Here is a 20,121-nt window from a genome sequence, read left to right as displayed (position 1 = left end):
ATTTATTCACCCACAAAAACCAACTAAATACACAAAAATGCTCGGTGTCCATCTGGTGTCCAAAATGGTGGCTAAATGAAAATTGTTTGGTGACCAAAACGGTGTCCAAACTGAAAGTTGTAGGACTCAATTTCGGTGTCCTTGAAATATAGAAGTCACCTCATTCATTACAGTTGCAAAGAGTCATTTTGGTTCTTAGGTTGTTCTCATTTATCGCTCTTTCGACAAACCGCGAAACTATATTAGGCTGGTAAGTATTGTTTAGATAGCGATCAGATGGTGAATGTATATTCATCAATCCGCATAGAGTAAAAAGCAAAAAACCGCACACTAGTTAGGTTTTCTCGGTCTACATTTGCATTGGTTGTTGTTGGAGGACATTAAAGTTTGAGACTTTTTTAATTTCCGAAGTAACGTTACTATTGTGACTACCAGAATCCAATATTGACAATAAAGAGCGAAACTTAGGCTCAATCAACGTCGCTATCCAACGAAAGCGACAACAATGTTTGAAACTCACTTTTGGACAATTCCGAGTTACGACCCATTGAGCACTCTGTCTTAACAAATAATTTCTGGTATAGCAAAAATTTGCCAAATCAAATTTTAGTTAATGATCATATCTCGTTGACTAACTTCTACCAAATTATCAAACTCCGATAGGCCTGCCCCCAATACGTATTACCAGACAATAAAATATTAGTTCTGGAAATAGAATTGATAGATAAGAACAAGGCTAAATATCATACTGTTAGAGATAATATCCAGCCTCAAAAGCACTTTTTCTAACCGTTAGTCATCAAAGATTAAGTTCACCGCGATTGAAACAAATACCAAACCGAGAATAGGCAGCAATACACCTTGGGGTGCGCGCTCGATATAAGGTAGGTTTTCTGCAATTAACAAGCCCCACTCGGGTTCTGGAGGCTTAACACCAAGGCCGATAAAACTCAGTGAGGTTAAACTTAACGTAATCACCGGCAGTCGAAGTAATGCGTGCCTTATTAACGGCGGAAGTACATAAGGTAGTAAGTAATAGCGCAGCACGCGCCACTGCGTAGTACCCCAAGTTGGCGCTAAATGTGTGTATGGCTGTGCTTTGGCTTCCATCAGCAAACTTGAACAGTGCGCCGCTAACGGTGCCCACGAAACTAATACAATGGCAATTAGCGCACTGTCTGGATTCATGCCTGTCAACCCAGCTACGAGCAAGCCAGCGACAATGTACGGGATGCCTTTTGTTATCTCAATCAGCCCTTGGCTGAAACGTGTAACAAACCCTAGCAGCAATCCAATTACAAAGCAGAAAAATGTCGCCAATAGACCCATTTTCAGAGTCGATAGCATCCCTCCACCGACTCTCGCTAACAAATCGCGACCAACGGCATCCGAACCAAATGGAGCTGCATAACTAGGTGGTGCCAAACGGCTAAACTGAATCAGATATGGGTCACGTAGTAAAGCCCAGCCAACACAGCCCGCCAATAAAACAATAATCGTACCGCTCACCGCGCGTTTGATTTTATTCTGCGTAAAACGGAACGTACTGTGGCTACTGATTAGTTTGCCGCTGGAAACACTATGACCAAGCAACCAGCGTTGGGTCAAAATACTCACACTGCTGACCAGAATAGAAAAGACCAGAAGCACCAATAACCCGGCCTGTAACACTGGCAAGTCTTGGGATTTCGCAGCGCCTAAGATCAAACGGCCAATACCTGGGATCGAGAAGACTTGTTCAACGGCAACAGCACCGCCTGTCAAACCAATCACAATCATGGCGATTTGCGGAATGAGATTACTCAGCGCTCGCCACAGAGCAAAACGCAAAATTTGCAATTTGCTAACATTGGCAGACAACCAGGTGATAACCCAAGACTCATTCAATACTCGTTTCAAGCTGTCACTGAGTAAACGACTGAATAGCCCACTTGCAGGCAGAGCCAGAGCTAAACTCGGCAACCAGAGGTTGTGCACCCCGTTCCAGCCAAAGGGTGGAAACCAGCCTAACCAGATAGAAAACACCAAGATCAGCAGTGCGGCGACAACGTATTCAGGCAAAGAAACCAAAACCGAACTCAAACTATTGTGGTTATTATCAAGACGTTTCTTTTGCCAGCGATTGACGGTATAAAACACACTAATGCTGCATAGTAATAAGGTTATACCGAGCGCATTCATCATAAGCAATAATGAGGTCTTCGCGGTATGCTGAATACTTTGCATAACGGGCGAGCTATCCACCCAGGAGACGCCAAAATCTCCCTGTAATGCTAATCTGAGCCAGTCCCACAAGCGTTCATAAACACCGCGGTCCAGTTGCAGGTCATCACGAATGGATTGCAGTGCTTCCGCAGTCAATAACTGATTTGCACCAGCACGCGCACGCAAAATAGCCTGAGCAGGATCGATACCAGCGATATCCGGCATCAATCCGACTAATATGACCACTGCACTAAGGGCAAGGATGCGAGATAGCCAAGGCATACATGCGTTCATAATTGAACGTATGTAAACAGGAAACACCATCTGACTAGTCTACCTGAGTAAACTGATCAACGAGACGACGCTCACGCGGATCGCGCTGAACCCCCTTCACTGTCGCACTCTCGCCTTGAATAACACGTTCGTGTAGAAGTGGAATCGCAGCAAATTGCTCAAGAATTTTATTCTCTACATCAATGATCGCTTTCTGACGTAATTCACCCAAAGGCTGGCGATCAGCATGTTTTAACGCAGCATCAACTTCTTCAGAGCAGAAAAGACCTAAGTTGAATGAGCCGTTACAGCCATAATCACTTTGCATGTAGGCAACTGGGTCACCAGAATCCAAAACAGTTGCACGTGATAGTAAGAATGCATCAAACTTGCCCGCCAACGCATCGTTTTCAATCTGAGCATACTCACGGATATCTAAATCAACCACGAAACCAGCCGCTTCTAATTGCTGTTTAAGCAGTACCGCTACTTCTGGCAGCTCAGCACGATCAGTAAATGTACCGATAGTAATCTTTTCACCATTCGCTTTATATTCACCAACCATTTCAGCACGAGGATAGTCTTGTCGTACTGATTCTGCCCAGGCCAGCGCAGGACCTAGTAAGCCTTTCGCTAAATCGGCATGATTTTCATAAACCGTTTTAACAATTTGCTCACGGTCAACCGCTTGCGTTGCTGCTTTACGTAGTTCAATCTGGCTAAATACGTCCGACTTGTTGTTTAAGTAAAGCGTATTGGTACGAGGCATCGCCACTTCGTGCAGTTGGGATTGATCCATGGTCGCAATTTGCGATACAGGTACAGCTTCTACCACATCAGCTTCGCCGGTACGGAGTGCTGCCGCTCGAGCAAAACCATCTGGAACATATTGAGCAAAGATGCGTTCAATTTTAGCCTTTTCGCCCCAATAGCCATCAAAACGTTCTAGCTTAGCGCTGCTTGTACCATTGATTTCAGTCAGCACAAACGGACCTGTACCTGTATTTGTTGGTACAACACGACCGTTTTCCTTGTATGCCGAGCCCGACAAAATTGCTAGCTGTGGACTAGATAAACGACTTGGTAACAGTGGGTCATTAAAGGTGGTTTTGATTTCAACCGTGAAGTCATCCAGTTCGCTAACTTGCCATTCGATACCATCTAAGATACGTGGCTTAGGTGCCGCATCTAACGCTTTTTGTAATGAGTTAACCACAGCTTTGGCATCTAAAGCAGAACCATCATGGAACTTAACGCCTTGGCGAATCTTGAATTGCCATACGTTGTCTTCAACCTGATTCCACTCAGTTGCTAGCATTGGTTCTGCAACAGATTTATCGCTAAGATTCACTAGTGTTTCTGCTGTGCTCCAACGAGATAGTTTAAACGCATCATCTGATAGCGGTGACAGTCCGGTTCTTGGCGGTTGTAGCATCGCAATTCTAATTTCAGACGCTTGTTCTGCTTTTTCGTTTTCTACTTTTGGTTGAGTTTCGCCAGAATCAAAACAACCTGTCAATAAAGAGCCTAAAACCAGCGTTAATGCTAATTTAGGAGTATTAAGATGCATAGGATACTTCTCCGATAGTAAATTTATTGCTGCGGTGTTGAGCACTTAGCAGCGCTTTCGTTATAAAATGTGTTGGATTACTTACTAAACTTTGCGATTCGCGATGTTCAACAACACGCCCCTTATCTAAAACAAGAATGTCATTACACAACGTCTGCGCTGCATCGAGATCATGAGTGACCAGAATAAGTCGCATGTGGCGGGCTTTTTGTATCTCAGCAAACAAATTAATAATCTGCTGACGACTAACCGGATCAAGGCTGCTCGTCGGCTCATCAGCGACGAGAATACATGGCTCGACAATCAGCGCTCTCGCTATCGCAACACGCTGTGCTTGACCGACAGACAATTGCTGAGAATTACGATCCAAAAGCGATAGATCTAAGCCGACATCTTGAAGAACTTTTTCTACTTGTTCGTATTGCGCTTGCCGACCACTGATATTATTCAGTGATTCAGTGAGGATCTGACGAACCGTGTAATAAGGATTTAAGCTCGATTGCGGCTCTTGCGGGATCAGTTGAATGTGTTTACACAATTCATGATGCTGTTTACCCGAACTTTTAGAAAGCGGATAGCCACAAACATATACCTCACCCGAACTAGGTTGTCTAAGACCAAATAGCAACTCAATCAAAGTGGATTTACCGGCACCAGACGGACCAACGATGGCAATATCGTTGGTTTCTATTAGTAAGTCTAATTGGTCTAGCGCTTTAAATGGTTTACCGCCCAACCAACGTGGTTTGGAGTAATACTGTACAGTCACTTGTTCAAAGCGGACTTGAGCAGATATAGACAGATCTTGCTTATTCAAAATAGGCTCCAAATACAGTGTTAAGGGAGTAACTTTGCTAATTGTTGGCAGAAAGGATGGTGACTTTGAGAAATGGCATGCCGCGGTTCGCCGTAAGCGACCACTCTGTTATCAGCAATCACCAGTATTTTATCGCATGCCAAAGCGGAATAGAGATCATGAGTTATCAGCAGTCCGCTGATGTCACGCCGTTTGACGCTAGTATGAAACAACTCGAGGATTTCAGCTTCAGTTATTGGATCAAGGGCGCTGGTTGGTTCATCAGCGATAATGAGATTCGAACTGCCGAGTAAAGCAATTGCGATACAAATTCTCTGCCGCTGACCACCAGAGAGTTGGCTTGGATATAAACTAAGTATCGAAACTGGCTCAACAAACCCTAATTGGGTGAGCAGAGTTAAGACTGTCTCTCTATTTGCTGAGTTTAACCGTGTTTTGTTACCAGTAAGAGCTAAACATAACTGTTGCTCTACTGATGCCAAAGGATTCAACGCTTTTAAAGCGTCTTGAAAAATAACGGCTGGACGTTGAAATACCGCGCGTTGCAGCATAGCTAGTCCGCTGACTTCCACTTCGTTTAGTTCGACGCTACCTTCAACACAAATGTCGGATGGCAAAAACCCTGCGACCGCTTTCGACAGCATGGACTTACCAATACCTGACGGCCCCATAATGGCAATAACTTCGCCTTCACACAGGTCGAAAGAGATATCACTGAAAAATATGCGCTTAGAATCAGCAAGGCAAAGTTTATTGACAGAAAGTATAGGTTGAGGCATCTAGGTAACAACACAATAATGTAATAATATAACATATCAATGTTACCACGAGAATCTAGCCAAGAGAACCTCACCTCATAAGCATTTTTGCTTAACTTGGTCAATATATGGCACTAATAAAACAAAACGCCCAACATAGAAAAGTGTAAAAGCTAGCCATAGTCCATGATTACCCCAATATTGCACAGAGATAAACTGAACGACCAAGAACACGACCAGTGTAAGAATGCTTGAGTTACGTACTGGTCGTGTCGTTCCCGTTCCGGTAAAGACCCCGTAGAAAGTAAGACCGTACCCCGCCACCAATGGGAAAACCAACAACCAAGGACTCATTTCCTGATAAAGCTCAATCAATTCAGGTAGCGTAGTAAACAACATCACAATCTGCTGTTTAAACAGCAATATGATAAGTGTTAGTACAATAACAAACACCGTTGTCCACTGAGTGTTTAACTTGATAACACTGTCGAGCAGAGATGGATTCTTTTGCCCTACCGCTTTTCCTGCAAAAACACTCGATGCGTTCGCAACACCATCGAACATGTAGCTGACAATAAAGGTCACTTGCATCAAGATCGCGTTAGTTGCTAACACATCAGAACCAAGTTGAGAGCCAACGCGCGCCATCATGTTAAAGAACACCAGAATACAAACGGTGCGAAGCAACAAATCCATATTCGAGGAGACAATCATTTTGAGGTCTTTGCTAGACATTTTTGTCATGCGAATATGATCAAATAGTGAAAATTGACAGGTTTTAACAACCAAAGCGGCACCAATTACGAACGTGGTAATTTGCGCGATCAGAGTGGCTATTGCTACACCAGCAATGCCCATATCGAAATAGACAACAAACAGGACATCAAGCACTATATTGAGCACATTACCAAACACCTGAGTGAACAGAGTGACTTTGGCTTTGGCTTGCCCCATTAACCAGCCAATGATGGTGTAGTTGAGTAGTACAAATGGCGCACCAAAAATCATAATGTCAAAGTAGGTCCTGGCATTTTTTCCCACGATGGCATCTGGCTCGATGATCCACTCTGCGCCTCGCCAAATCAGCGACTGTAAAGCAATAAAGAACAGCCCCACACACAAGGCAAGAACAAACGGACGAAATAAGCTACTCGCTTGATCTGTATGACAATTCTTACCCAGAGCCATCGCACTTTGCCCTGTTGTGCTTACGCGGAAGAAACCAAACAACCAATACAAGGTATTCATAATCACCGTGCCAACCGCTACTCCACCGAGAAGCTCTGAGACGCCTAATTGACCTATAACCGCTGTGTCTATCGCTCCCAACAAGGGTTGCGTAACGGTTGATACAATGAAAGGGAAGGCAATCTTGAAGTAGTCTTTATGAGTCAGGTTCATCTTTGATTCAGGAGTAAGCTAGTTTTCGAGGCAGCTATCATATTCGAACAAAGTATTAATATGAACCATAGGGGAAAATCATATTAATAGCATGTGTATAAACTCTTACTCTAAACCATAAAAGGCAGATAGGAGTCATCTAACCGTCATTCCGCAGCCAATTTCAGAATTAAAACAATGTGATCCAGTGATCGTTTACAGATGTTAGTGCCGTAGACCTCTTGACCGCGATCCCCAGTTTTGATCTATTACTGCTATTTAATGGTCACTTTATTATGTCTGCTGCTCAACCTGTCATTAAGCGCCTAGATCACTTAGGGCTAATTGCTGCTTTCTGTCATGAAATCGGTTTACCAGGCATTATTGATCGCATCATTCCCAAGTACTCGGATCACAACGTTTCACATGGCGATGCGGTCTTAGCGATGATTCTCAATGGCCTTGGCTTTCACAGTAGAACGTTGCATATGTTCTCTGACTTCTTCGAGACAAAGCCTGTTGCCAAGTTGCTCGCTAAAGACATTGCAGCGCACCATTTAACTGACGATGTACTCGGACGTACTTTAGATGCTTTATATGAAGTAGATGTCTCCGCGCTTTATCAAGCGATTGCAGAGCATGTCGTTGATAAGCTAGGACTTAAAACAGACTCTGTCCACCTTGATATCACTAGCTTCCATGTCGATGGTGAATACGCCCAAGACGAAGATCTTAATGCCATCAAACTGGTAAAAGGTTACAGCCGAGACCACCGTCCAGAGCTAAATCAAGTGGTCCTTGAGCTGATTTGTGAAAACCAAGCAGGCCTACCTGTTTACATGCAAGCGCTTAGTGGCAACACCAATGATGCTAAGGCATTCTCAGAGGTCACTAAACGGCATATTCATTGCCTGAAGGCAGCTCAAAACAGTCGCTACTTCATCGCCGATGCCGCTCTATACACCGAAGAAAGCATTCGTTCACTGGATGAGCAACAACAGAAGTTTATTACGCGTGTTCCAATGACCATTAAGTCAGCCAAAGAAGCCTTAATGAACCTTGAGCCAGAGCACTTGAGCCGTATCGGTAATGGCTACTCGGGTTGCTGGGTTGACGCTGATTATGGCTCGGTATCTCAGAAGTGGCTGTTGATTCATAGTGAACAAGCAACCAAGCGAGAAGAGGTAACGTTCTATAAGAACTTAGACAAAAAGATCACCAAAGAGCAGAAAGCGCTGGGGCAACTAATGAAAAAGAAGTTTGCCTGCGCAGTGGATGCCGAGCAAGCAATGGGCGACTTCGCCAGCCAGTGTCATTTGCTTGGAATTGCACAATCAACCATCGTTAAAGAGCCAATCTATTCAGGTCGTGGTCGGCCGAAGAAAGACGAAAAGCCAACGGGATACCACTATTTGATAGATGCTACGCCTACGCCTTATACCGATCTAGAAAAAGTGGTAGGCTTCTTCTTTAGGACCACAACGGGCAGGTGACAATCAGGAGAAATTAGCTTTTGAGCGACCGCTGTACGCAAATTATCAACAGTAAAACTGCCAACCAAGAATCGAAAATGGCGCCGAAAAGGATACGCTATTATCGGCGACTGAAGTGTCGAAAAATTGAATAAATACTCACCATTGAAGTTTACCTTAGGCTGAGTTCTTAGCAGTGTCATAGGATTCGCTTCGCCGTAAAGTCGCTCTAGAATGTCGTCAGCAAACAGGTCCTTCAGCGCGATTTTCTTGAATTCTACGTTGTCAAAAAGTGCCGACTCAAAGCTCTTCAATTCCTTCATTGGGTTTTATCCTGTACAATTTAACAGCGATATAGATACTGTACAATTTACAGGCAACGGTGACCATTTGGTGTCCAAATTTTGTGACATTAGCGCTTAAACAGATTATATATATTCACCAAACCATTGAAATATATAACTTTGTTTTGATTAAATCCTAAATTCTTACCCTACTCCCGTAATTACTAAGTGCATACACATTCATTTTTTATTCACCTACAACAATCAACTTAATACTCAAAAATGCTCGGTGTCCATCTGGTGTCCAAAATGGTGGCTAAGTAAAAATTGTTTGGTGACCAAAACGGTGTCCAAACTGAAAGTTGTAGGACTCAATTTCGGTGTCCATGAAATATAGAAGGCTCCCCCTCGTCGCTGTAGCCGACGCAATCGCTCACATCGCCAGACGTAAAAAAGCCAAGCTAAATCCGCTTGGCTTTCATAGTATCTAAACTGTTTACTCAAGAGGCGGTCGATTCAAGCTCTTGTTCAGCAATCGAGAGCATGGCGAACTCTTCTTCTGCGGTACCCGCCACTAAGTTATTGCGACTATAGAGGCCATAGTAGGCACCACCAATCACGAACAAGCCGAGTGTCATCATAAAGGCAGAAGGATCAAACGCGTACACCCCTGTCATGGCAATCAACGATAACACCAAACAGATCGCCGATGTGACCACACCGCCCGGTGTTTTGTATGGTCTTGGCAATTCGGGCTGTTTGACTCTAAGCAGAATATGACTCAGTGCCATCAGCGCATAGGACACGGTCGCACCCACTACCGCCATGGCGAGGATCAAATCGCCCTCTCCGGTTAATGACACCACAAAGCCAAAAATGCCAGGGAAGATTAACGCACGAGAAGGGACTTTATTTTTACTCGTCAGTGACAAGCTCTTCGGTAAGTAACCGGCTCTGGACAAAGCAAACACCAGACGACTGTAGCCATAAATGATCGAAAAGAAAGACGCGACCAAACCGGCAAGCCCTAAGACGTTGACAATAGTGGCTATCGTCGGATTACCTGTCAGTTTAAGTGCATCTACCAGCGGAACTGCACTGCTACCAATCACGTTTGAGCCTACTGCGCCCGCCAGCAAAAGCACAACTAACGCCGCAGTAAACAGCAGAAATAACATCGCACCTATGATGCCTTTTGGTACATCTTTCGCGGGATCTTTAGCTTCTTCGGCAGCCAGTGGCACTCCTTCTACTGCCAGAAACAACCACATCGCAAACGGCAACGCGGCCCAAACACCATACCAACCATAAGGCAGTGCCTCTGTGGCTTGCGCGCTTGCTGGGGCAATATCGAATAGATTGCTGGCGTCAAAATGGCCAATAAGCACCGCAGCTGTCAATAGGATGGCGAACACCGCAAGACCGCTGATCACCATCATCACTTTAAGTGCTTCGCCAACACCTGCTAGGTGCACAGCGATAAACGCCGCATAAAAGAGTGCATAGACCCAAGGCCCATCAATCCCGATCAGTTCATTGACGGCAGACCCAATGAAAATGACAATGGCCGCTGGCGCCAACGCGTACTCAATCAAGACGGCAAGCCCGGTGATAAACCCACCTGTTGGGCCCATGGCTTGTCGTGCAAAACTGTAGCCACCGCCTGCGGCTGGAATCGCGGCAGACATTTCCGCTAAAGAGAGAACCAAGGTTAAATACATGACTGCCATCGCGACGGCGGCAATCAGAAATCCGCCCCAACCCGCTTGGGCAATACCAAAGTTCCACCCTGCGAAATCTCCCGAGATCACATACGAGACCCCTAGTCCTGCTAATAGCACCCAACCGGCAGTGCCTCGTTTCAGTTGCCGTTTGGCAAGGTATTCTTGATGTTTAGACATAGTGATTCCCTTTACTGTTTTGAAATTAGAAAGTTTGATTGGTGTTGCTCGCCGAGCGTCAGGCCATCTTGCTGCTCATCCATACTGGATCGGTCTTTGAGATTAACGCCTGTCAGCTTGAGCGAACGCGCTTCTTCAAGAAGATAACTGGCGCGAAAAGCAGCGTCGGAATAGTTCAAACCTTGTGGCCGAATGTTTGAGATGCAGTTTCGCTCAGAGTCTTTGCTGCCTCGCTTGGCGCCCCAGGTGAGGTACATCCCCATGCTGTCCGGCGAAGTTAGCCCTGGGCGCTCACCAATCAGAACGACAACCATATTGGCATTGAGGCACTGGGCTACATCGTCACCGACTGCCACTCTTCCCTGCTCAACAATCGTGATGGGGGCGATGCGCCAAGGCGCGTTGTGTTGGCTGGTGAGTCTCACAAGCAGAGCCTCCAGCAATGGCACTGCATGTCGCTGAATCGCTACCGATGAAAGGCCATCGGCCACAACGAAGGCCAAGTCATAAGCGTGTTGGTCATGTCGATGCTGCGCGATCACCTCCATGCTCTCTTTGCTCAGTTCACGGCCAAAGTCGGGCCTTTGCAAATATTCGAAGCGGTCGTTGGCTTTTGATTTCGCCACAATGGGCTCGCGTCCTATCTGGGAAGTCATTACGCTTGATTGAGTAATGTCCTGCGCCAGTTTGTTAATGTCGAGCGCGCAATGCACCGCATCCATCGCCTTGGCATGGTCAAAACTAAACGACAGCCATTCGTTGGTCGGCACACTACTCCCGCAGCGGCCGAGTGCAATGCGTGCGGAGGTGAAATCTTTCAGTTTCTGCCACGGATTCTCGACCACACTTTCTCGAGCAGGATGAGACTCAAATCTGATCACTTTACCCATCAACTACGCTCCCTGGATTCGATTCATTGCGTTGGAAAACGATTTCGCGACTTGATTACTGAGGCGCACACCGCTGACATCTTCAAAGATCTGCATCTCCATTAACCAACGTTCAAACTCTGGTGCGGGCTTTAGTCCGAGCACTTTTCGCGCATAAAGCGCATCGTGAAAAGAAGTCGTTTGATAGTTAAGCATGATGTCATCAGAGCCAGGGATCCCCATGATGAAGGAGCACTCAGCCACACCAAGTAGCGTCAGCAAGTTATCCATGTCGTTTTGATCCGCGTAAGCATGGTTGGTGTAACAGATGTCGCAACCCATCGGCAGCCCGAGCAGCTTGCCGCAAAAGTGATCTTCTAATCCGGCGCGAATGATTTGCTTCCCATCGAACAGGTACTCAGGACCGATAAAACCCACCACGGTATTCACCAGCAGCGGATCAAAATGACGGGCCACAGCGTAGGCGCGCGTCTCGCAAGTCTGCTGATCGACACCATGAAAGGCATTGGCCGACAGCGCCGTGCCCTGGCCTGTCTCAAAATACATGACATTGTTGCCCACTGTGCCTCGCTTTAGCGAGAGTGCGGCATCTTGAGCCTCTTTAAGAATATTGAGGTTAATACCAAACGTGTCATTGGTACCCTGCGTGCCGCCGATAGATTGAAAAACCAAATCAACCGGCGCGCCCATCTCAATCGCTTCGATGGTGTTGGTCACATGGGTCAGAACACAGGATTGAGTAGGAATCGCGTAATGTTGAATAACATCATCCATGAGGGTCATCAATTTAACCGCTTGCGGCACGTTGTCTGTCGCCGGATTGATACCGATCACCGCATCGCCATTGCCATACATCAAGCCATCGAAAATGGTCGCGGCGATCCCGTTGAGTGAATCTGTGGGATGGTTGGGCTGAAGGCGTGTGGATAGACGTTGGGGTAAGCCGATCGTGTTGCGAAACGCCGTCACCACCTCACACTTCTTCGCGACGAGAATCAAATCTTGATTGCGCATGATTTTGCTCACTGCCGCGACCATTTCAGGGGTTAGGCCAGGCCGAATGGCGGTCAAAGTGTGGCTATCGGCTTCATCACTCAACAACCAGTCTCTCAAGCCACCCACCGTCAGGTGAGCGAGCAACTTGAACGCCTCACGGTCGTGTGTATCGATGATCAAACGCGTGATTTCGTCGTCCTCATAAGGAATAAGAAGATCATCGAGAAATGTGCTCAGTGGCAAGTCCGCCAGCGTCATTTGCGCAATTGCGCGCTCGGTGGCGGATTCTGCTGCCACGCCAGCCAAACGATCGCCTGATCGCTCAGGTGTCGCTTTGGCCATCAGTTCCGTCAGTGAAGCAAAGGTATATACTGTCGTTCCTTGCTGCCGTCGATAAATCGCCATCCATTACCTCTTTTTGGCTATTGGTGCAGTTCTTGCTCTCTTCATCATTCCCAGTAAGAGAATGAACTCTTTAAGCGTGTGTTTAAGAGGAATGAAGCGAAAACTGTTCCAATCAACTATCAAGAATTGGCAATCTTTAACCCCTTTTTATTCAATGAGTTAATGATGGGCGCCCCACAATGGCGCAAAGTGGAGATTAGGAGTATTACAGGATGGATCTCGATACCCCAACCAGTGAACCAAACTTGTGCACTCGTCACTGTAATGATGCAAATCAGCAAGCAGGCCAATTGATTAACTGGCATCAAGAGTATGATCAACTCAGCGAGGGGAATTTTAGTGGGATGATACAAGAGCGACGGTTTCGTCATCTGCATGTGTTTCGTGAAGACAGCAATCGTTCACTTCGTCAGCAATGCTCGATTGAAGAAGGGATATGGCTAGGTCTCAGCGTTGAGGCTAGTGCGATTACTGTCAACCAGCGGCCAATGAATGCTTCTGATATTCTCGTGCGTGATAGCAACAGCGAGTTTGAACTCGTCACACCGCGAGATTATGCCATCTACGGTATCGTCGCTGACCAGTCAGTGCTTGATCATGTACTGTGTGAAACCGACCATCAAGGTTCCGGTCTCAACCCCGCATTACTTGGAATCACAGACGAGTCATCCGCCAATCTCCTCAGACGTTACCTCAGTGTCCTGCTCAATCCAGAAAGGCATGTATGGTCAGCGCACACTCATCAGCGATTATTGTGTGATTTCATTAGCGAATTACTATCTCGCAGCTCTGCGCCACCCCCTCGGGTGGCGGCCCCTCAGCAACAACGTCTTATCCAGAGCGCCATCGACTACGTCACTCAAGCGCCCTCTCATCGCCCCATCACCGTCAGTGATCTCTGCCAAGCGACACATGTCAGCCGAAGAACGTTACAATACGCCTTCGAGCACTATTGCCAGGTGTCACCCAAACAGTACATCAAGCGCGTCAGGCTCAATCAAGCAAGGCGTGCCCTACAGGCGCCATTCGAGGATGGTTCGATTTCAGACATCGCTTTTCGCTTTGGCTTTTATCATATGGGAGAATTTGGCCGTAGCTACCGTCAATTGTTTGGAGAGTCGCCGTCTGAGACGCGAATGAGTGGCACTCGTGACTGAGCACGGCGAACTCTTTACCTATCGAAACGCTGTCTATTAAGACTATTGGCCATTCAGTTTTAACTCTGTGAAGGTCACGCTGTTGTAATCACCGTTGAGTTTGTCCACGGCAAAATCACCCGTGCCCTCGCAACCCGGGCCCCATATTGGGTGACTATCCTGAACGCTACATTGACCATAGGCGCCTGCTTTAAAGTAGAACGCGTCTTTTGCGTAGCCGGTAGGTGAGTCCTTGTCATCAATCCCCTTACTCAAATCAATCTCATAAGTCACGGTGTCATGACGGTCCGTTTCAAACGTTAGAGACATGGTCGTTCCGTTAACTTCAATTTGATAACTGAATGACTCACCCAAGGCGATGCCTGCTTCACCAGGCTCGGCATCATTTTCCCAAGTGTTACCCCAGACTGGATAGGCGATGTCTTCTCTATTGGGATCGTCTTTGGCTAAATTTCGTTCATAGTTCCAGAATACTGAACCCATTTTATGATTTGGAAACTTCTTGTAGAAAATTTTGATCGGTTCGTTTCCGTGACCAAAACCTGTCTTGGCTTTGATTTGATCGTTGTCTTTTTCAGCGTGAATCTGCCCGACTACCACAGAATAGGCGGGATACTTATTTGGATACTTAGCATGAAGAGAGACATGATTAACCTTGAGCGTAGCTTCGAGTTTACCACCAATAGCACTGAACGATTCGGCGTCTGGATGGCTCGATAGTGCCCAGTTGTTTAAAGGATCATGCGTTCCGATGGCAAAGTTCGCACCTCTTGCCATTTGGCGCAACTCTGAACGAGCATTTTTAGAGTTTTTGGTGGTGATGGCTTTATTGTGCACTTCAAACACCAAATGCCCTTGGCTATCGAGATAGAAAAAGTCAGAGTGTGAATAACTCATCATCGCGACACCTTCAATCTCATCGACTCGGCCATCTTGGTTAATGTCTGAAGGAATGGTGATCTTCCAGTGGCGCATGTCGAACTTGTCTGCAGGGACGGGATAGTTCACACCATTATTGGCCACATCAGCAAACGTCGGTAAGGACAGAAGTAGCGATGTTGCCACTAACATTTGTTTCATTTTGACACTCCTTTTTGTGTTATTGTCCTACATGCTATCGATCAATTTTTATTCAAAAATAACCAAAAACTAAAAAACCAATGTAACTCACAGTATAAAGTTGCATTTTGCCACGCAGATCAAAATACCACCAAATCAGCCTAAATTACGCATTAAAGTAAAAAAAAAGTCCAAAAATGGTGATTTTAGCAACAATTAATATGAGTAAAATCACAATTCAGTTTAAATTCCACTCAATTATGCTGGCTTGCCGCACATATAAACTTTTGTGTCATTGTATTACAAATAATTCAAGAAAATACTGATGAGGAAGTTTGAAAGACGCTTCACTCTACCGACCAAAATAAAAAGGATGACAACATGAAACAGACGATTCTGACGGTGGCTGCCGCCTCGATGATCTTGGCTTTCGGTGCGCAAGCTCGAACGCTAACATTAGGTCACGCGATGAACCTAGAGAGCGCTGCCCATGCAGGGATGGAAATCTTTGCGGCGAAAGTGAAAGAAAAATCCAATGGCGAAATGGACGTGAAAATCTTTCCTAATGGCATGCTTGGGTCAGAGCGAGATCAAGCAGAGCAAGTCGTGACAGGCGCCATCGATATGGCGAAAATCAACGGATCGTTGGCTGAATCGTTTGAACCCACTTACAAAGCGATCTCTATCCCATTCTTGTTCCGTGATGCAGACCATATGCATACCTTTATGCGCAGTGAGACAGCACAGCAACTTCTCCAGTCTAGCGAAGGAAAAGGGTTCATCGGGCTCACACTGTATGATTCTGGTTCACGCAGTTTCTACAGCTCGAAACCCATTCAAACCCCCGACGATCTTGCTGGCCTCAAAGTCCGTGTTCCAGAATCTCCAACCATGATGGAAATGGTGAGACTGCTCGGTGCACGCGCGACGCCCGTTCCGTTTACGGAAGTGTATACCGCGCTTCAGCAAGGCGTAATTGATGCCGCAGAGAACAACATTTCCAGCTTAGTCGAAATGAAACACTCTGAAGTCGCGAAATACTATTCCATGGATCAACATATGATGACGCCTGATCTCATCATGATTTCAGAAGTGACATGGAGTAGCCTCAATGACGCTCAGAAAGCCATAGTCCGCGAAGCTGCCGCCGAATCGATGGAAGAAGAAATTAAGATCTGGGCTGATATCGACAGTAAGAACAAGAAGTTGGCCGAAACATTGGACGTAAAATTTGTTGAGGTCGACAAAGACAAGTTCCGCGAAAAAGTCGCACCGATGTTAGACAGTGCCAAGCAAGATCCTGTCTTAGGCACCTACATTGAAGCCATCCAAAAGCTCTGATTTCCCCTTAAAGTAACAAGCCCCACCATCGCGGTGGGGCTGCAACTTTGAATCATTGTAAATAGGAGTTTCAATGGTTTCTGCTCTTAACACGTTAAAAACGACGTTAGATAAAGTGATACTCATACTGTGTGGCGTGGCCATTATTAGTCTGGTCATTACTGTGACTTGGCAGGTGTTTAGTCGCTACGTACTTAACGATCCCAGTTCTTTTACTGATGAGCTTGCCCGGTACACCATGATATGGTTCGGTCTGCTGGGTGCCAGTTATCTGTTCGGTAAAAATGGCCATCTGGCCATCACCCTTTTTGTCGGTTCAGTGGGTCCTAAATACCAAAAATACTGCCATCTACTCATCAACTTGGTGTCGTGTGCCTTTATCTATCTTGCCATGATCAAAGGTGGCAGCCAGCTCATTGGTCGGACGATGCTGCAGTTTTCGCCTGCGCTACAGATCCCGATGGCTTATGTCTATTTCATTTTGCCGCTCTCAGGAGCGTTAATGCTGGTTTACCTTCTTCTCAACACCTTACTGCTCTTCAACCAACAAGAGCGACGCATTCAAGGGTAATGATATGGATATCTCTGTAGGTTTTTGGCTTTTATGCCTCTTTATCGTCATGATCAGCTTCAGTATTCCGATTGCGATCGCCATCGCAATGTCCTCACTGGTGATCATGTGTACTATCCTTCCTCCTCACGTGGCCTTCATGACCGCAGGTCAAAAGATTGTGACTGGCATTGATAGCTTCAGCTTGCTTGCCATTCCTTTTTTCATTTTGGCAGGGAACATCATGAATCGAGGTGGAATAGCCAACCGGTTGGTCGAGTTCGCAAAACTCTTGGTTGGAAAAATGCCCGGCTCGTTGTCACATGTGAATGTGATTGCCAATATGTTGTTTGGCTCGGTTTCCGGCTCAGCGGTCGCCGCGGCGGCAGCGGTAGGAAAAACACTAGAACCAGAGCTGGAAAAGGAAGGCTACGACAAATCGTTCGCTACCGCAGTGAATGTAGCGTCGTGTCCATCAGGCTTATTAATTCCACCCAGTAATTCATTGATCGTCTTCTCTGTCGTCAGTGGTGGTACGTCCATCGCGGCGCTGTTTATCGCCGGCTATGTGCCTGGCATTTTAATGGGCCTCAGCTGTATGGTTGTCGCCTACTTTATTGCCAAGAAAAAAGGTTATCGAACCTTGTCGCAACCAAAAACAGCGAGAGAAATTCTTACCATTACTTGGCGGGCAATACCGAGCTTGGGGTTGGTCGTGGTCGTCATTGGAGGGATTATAGGGGGAATCTTTACCGCCACTGAAGGCGCGTGTATCGCCGTTTTGTATTCGTTTTTCTTGTCATTATGTTATCGCACTCTAGGCGTTAAAGAGCTAAAAACCATCTGTGTGGAAACGGCTGAAATCACAGGGATTATGCTGTTCTTGATTGGTGCATCAACAATTATGTCTTGGGCGATGGCCTTCACCGGTTTGCCTAATCTTATCAGTGAATGGATGTTATCGATTTCGGACAACCCGATTATTATTTTCATCCTAATGAACGTGATTTTGCTCATCGTGGGGATGTTTATGGACTTAACCCCTGCCGTGCTCATCTTCACGCCAATATTTATGCCCATCGCAACTCAACTCGGTATGCACCCGATTCACTTTGCGATGATGATCATCTTCAACCTATGCATCGGGATAGCGACGCCCCCAGTAGGGACAGCGCTATTCGTCGGCTGCAGTGTCAGCGGCGCAAGGATAGAGAGCGTAATACGTGCAGTTTTGCCTTTTTGCGCGGTATTGATCATCACTCTCCTGCTCATCACCTTTGTCCCAGACATCAGTTTGGCCCTGCCCCGAGCATTCGGTTTGATTAACTGAGTTTAGCCCCCCGTCACGCCATGTAACGGGGGACTTTGCTATTCCCTAAAACCCACTACCAATATTAATATACAGAGCACTCTCTTCGTCACTAAACGCGACATCCATACCGAGATGCAAACCGTAGCGTCTGACAATTTTGTGCACTTGGTTTTGCCTCCTAGCTGAGTTAGACGCACTACATCCATTCAACCACGCCACAACTATAGATCTAACTGCCCAAGCGGCACAGGTTTACTGTACAGGTAGCCTTGGTGCAAGTTGACCCCTTGTGAGAGAAGGTAATCGGCTTGTTCCGCGTACTCAACCCCTTCGGCGATCATGGTCAGGTTGAGCGCTTTGGCTAGATTAATGATGGCGTTAAGCACTGGTGCGCTCACGCTGTCGACGCCGATGGTATCAACAAAGCACTTGTCAATTTTAAGCACATCGATTTTGGTCTGCTCCAACACCGCGAGTGAGGTTTGTCCAGTGCCAAAATCATCAATCAACACTTCGAGGCCTTTTTCGCGCAACTTTGCTATACCCTCCCGGGCTTGACCATCAAGCAATTGACGCTCGGTCACCTCTAAACCTAATACAATGTTGCGCTTTGCGAACTGGTCGTGATGATTCACCAAAAATAGTTGCTTCTCCGCTGAGGCAAAGTAACCCGGCGGGAAATTGATCCCTAAGTGGAACGGCGCATCAAAGTGGCGATCGCACCAATCATTCCATGCTTGCTTGACCACCACATCGGTCAACTCATTGATTAAGTCAAACTCCTCCATCACGGGAATAAACACATCCGGATAGATCAAACCTCGAGTGGGATGCTGCCAACGCACCAACGCTTCCACCCCGACCGTTCGACCACACGCCGCATCCACTTGCGGCTGATAATGGAGCACAAACTCATTGCGACGCAGTGCGAGCTTAATTTCTGCGTACATGCTGCGCTCTGCGCTCAGCTGAATTCTAAGTAAAAACACCGCGATATACAGCACGATTAACGCCAGTACTGCGAGACTCACGTAATACAGCGTGGTCTGTCGAATTAACTCGCTGCTCGCCTCGACGAGCATTCGATGGCCAAATTGACTGGACTCTATCGAATACACGAACCAACTGTTTGGGATACTCGCACCAGCAGGAGCAACTTTGCCGTTTACGATTAACACCGCCGTATTGATGTTCGGCTCCGTCAGATAGCCCAAACGTGCCCGCATAAAATCTCTATCCACCAGCGACACTGCGTGGTAGATCTCTCCATCAATCACACGTGAATTAATTACCGCTAGTGAGACATCCACAGAGTTAGGGAGCGGCACCACCTCAATGGTCTGATTTTCCACCGGTTCGGTCAGCGGAAACAACGCACTGGTGTTGCTCAATGATGAGCAGATCACTTGGCCATTGCGGAGGGTTTGCTGCTCTTCCACCTCACGTTCAAAGCGCATGTTTTGCTGAATAACATGACAGAGATTGGGCGCGATGAGTGCGGCGCGGTTTTCATCAAGAATACCGTTGATGATGCGCTCATAGGTGACCATGTAATGGTCACCGATATCTTGCAAGGTTTGGTGAATTTTTTGCGTAGCAAAGTAGACTGAGGCAACAAAAATCAACAGAGGCGGGATGACATACACCGCGAAGCGCGACGACGCTTTTTTAACCTGACGATATCCAACCATAGCCAACTCAACTTACTGTTTATAATAATATTATAAACATAACCTCAACATCGAGGTTAT

At 46.5% G+C, this 20,121-nt stretch carries 14 protein-coding genes and 1 pseudogene; 5 read left to right on the top strand and 10 right to left on the bottom strand.

Annotated features, from left to right (window positions below; all coding sequences use genetic code 11):
• Positions 1 to 792 precede the first annotated feature (792 nt).
• The 5 genes from AC6R1A_RS15085 to AC6R1A_RS15065 form a co-directional block, all read right to left on the bottom strand.
• Entirely contained in the window at positions 793 to 2,529 is a 1,737-nt protein-coding gene (locus AC6R1A_RS15085; protein ID WP_500633353.1) for an ABC transporter permease subunit, read from the bottom strand.
• Between the two features lie 4 nt (positions 2,530 to 2,533).
• Positions 2,534 to 4,048 (bottom strand): ABC transporter substrate-binding protein, encoded by a 1,515-nt coding sequence (locus AC6R1A_RS15080; protein ID WP_500633352.1) that lies wholly within the window; start codon positions 4,046 to 4,048, stop codon positions 2,534 to 2,536.
• Positions 4,038 to 4,868, bottom strand: a complete 831-nt coding sequence (locus tag AC6R1A_RS15075; protein WP_500633396.1) for an ABC transporter ATP-binding protein — start codon at positions 4,866 to 4,868, stop codon at positions 4,038 to 4,040. Before AC6R1A_RS15075 ends, AC6R1A_RS15080 begins: the two co-directional genes overlap by 11 nt.
• 17 nt (positions 4,869 to 4,885) lie before the next feature.
• Positions 4,886 to 5,644: an ATP-binding cassette domain-containing protein gene (locus tag AC6R1A_RS15070; RefSeq protein WP_238851735.1), complete on the bottom strand. Its 759-nt coding sequence runs from the start codon at positions 5,642 to 5,644 to the stop codon at positions 4,886 to 4,888.
• A 75-nt stretch (positions 5,645 to 5,719) separates the two neighbouring features.
• The gene (locus AC6R1A_RS15065) at positions 5,720 to 7,024 is read right to left on the bottom strand and encodes an MATE family efflux transporter (protein ID WP_500633351.1); all 1,305 of its coding nucleotides are present in this window, start codon (positions 7,022 to 7,024) and stop codon (positions 5,720 to 5,722) included.
• Between the two features lie 275 nt (positions 7,025 to 7,299).
• On the opposite strand from AC6R1A_RS15065, the pseudogene AC6R1A_RS15060 reads away from it, so the two are divergent.
• Positions 7,300 to 8,484, top strand: a pseudogene (locus AC6R1A_RS15060) (IS1634 family transposase); the annotation flags it as partial.
• A 775-nt stretch (positions 8,485 to 9,259) separates the two neighbouring features.
• Here AC6R1A_RS15060 and eat read toward each other — a convergent pair.
• From eat to AC6R1A_RS15045, 3 genes are read right to left on the bottom strand one after another with little or no spacing between them, the layout of a single operon-like run.
• Positions 9,260 to 10,660: an ethanolamine permease gene (eat, locus tag AC6R1A_RS15055; RefSeq protein ID WP_500631121.1), complete on the bottom strand. Its 1,401-nt coding sequence runs from the start codon at positions 10,658 to 10,660 to the stop codon at positions 9,260 to 9,262.
• Between the two features lie 11 nt (positions 10,661 to 10,671).
• On the bottom strand, positions 10,672 to 11,550 hold the full coding sequence (gene eutC / locus AC6R1A_RS15050) for an ethanolamine ammonia-lyase subunit EutC (protein ID WP_500627687.1): 879 nt from the start codon (positions 11,548 to 11,550) through the stop codon (positions 10,672 to 10,674).
• A gap of 3 nt (positions 11,551 to 11,553) precedes the next feature.
• Positions 11,554 to 12,951, bottom strand: coding sequence for an ethanolamine ammonia-lyase subunit EutB (locus tag AC6R1A_RS15045; RefSeq protein WP_500633350.1), 1,398 nt, complete (start codon positions 12,949 to 12,951; stop codon positions 11,554 to 11,556).
• 212 nt (positions 12,952 to 13,163) lie between these two features.
• Between AC6R1A_RS15045 and AC6R1A_RS15040 the strand changes: the two genes are divergently transcribed.
• Positions 13,164 to 14,108: a helix-turn-helix domain-containing protein gene (locus AC6R1A_RS15040; RefSeq protein WP_500633349.1), complete on the top strand. Its 945-nt coding sequence runs from the start codon at positions 13,164 to 13,166 to the stop codon at positions 14,106 to 14,108.
• Between the two features lie 42 nt (positions 14,109 to 14,150).
• On the opposite strand, the gene AC6R1A_RS15035 is transcribed toward AC6R1A_RS15040, so the two are convergent.
• Positions 14,151 to 15,188, bottom strand: coding sequence for a polysaccharide lyase family 7 protein (locus AC6R1A_RS15035; RefSeq protein ID WP_500633348.1), 1,038 nt, complete (start codon positions 15,186 to 15,188; stop codon positions 14,151 to 14,153).
• A 360-nt stretch (positions 15,189 to 15,548) separates the two neighbouring features.
• Here AC6R1A_RS15035 and AC6R1A_RS15030 point away from each other — a divergent pair, with 360 nt between their 5' ends.
• The 3 genes from AC6R1A_RS15030 to AC6R1A_RS15020 all read left to right on the top strand — a co-directional run bounded on the left by AC6R1A_RS15030 (position 15,549) and on the right by AC6R1A_RS15020 (position 18,388).
• Entirely contained in the window at positions 15,549 to 16,508 is a 960-nt protein-coding gene (locus tag AC6R1A_RS15030; RefSeq protein WP_334552255.1) for a TRAP transporter substrate-binding protein, read from the top strand.
• A 73-nt stretch (positions 16,509 to 16,581) separates the two neighbouring features.
• Positions 16,582 to 17,079, top strand: coding sequence for a TRAP transporter small permease (locus AC6R1A_RS15025; RefSeq protein WP_487903464.1), 498 nt, complete (start codon positions 16,582 to 16,584; stop codon positions 17,077 to 17,079).
• A 4-nt stretch (positions 17,080 to 17,083) separates the two neighbouring features.
• Entirely contained in the window at positions 17,084 to 18,388 is a 1,305-nt protein-coding gene (locus AC6R1A_RS15020; protein WP_334552257.1) for a TRAP transporter large permease, read from the top strand.
• A 203-nt stretch (positions 18,389 to 18,591) separates the two neighbouring features.
• Here the strand turns inward: AC6R1A_RS15020 and AC6R1A_RS15015 are convergent, their stop codons facing one another.
• Complete coding sequence (locus AC6R1A_RS15015) at positions 18,592 to 20,061, bottom strand: EAL domain-containing protein (protein ID WP_500633347.1); 1,470 nt, start codon at positions 20,059 to 20,061, stop codon at positions 18,592 to 18,594.
• Between the last annotated feature and the right edge of the window lie 60 nt (positions 20,062 to 20,121).

Source organism: Vibrio sp. R10-SG3-ISO3 (assembly GCF_059834225.1).
This window is presented reverse-complemented; position numbering and strand designations above follow the sequence as displayed.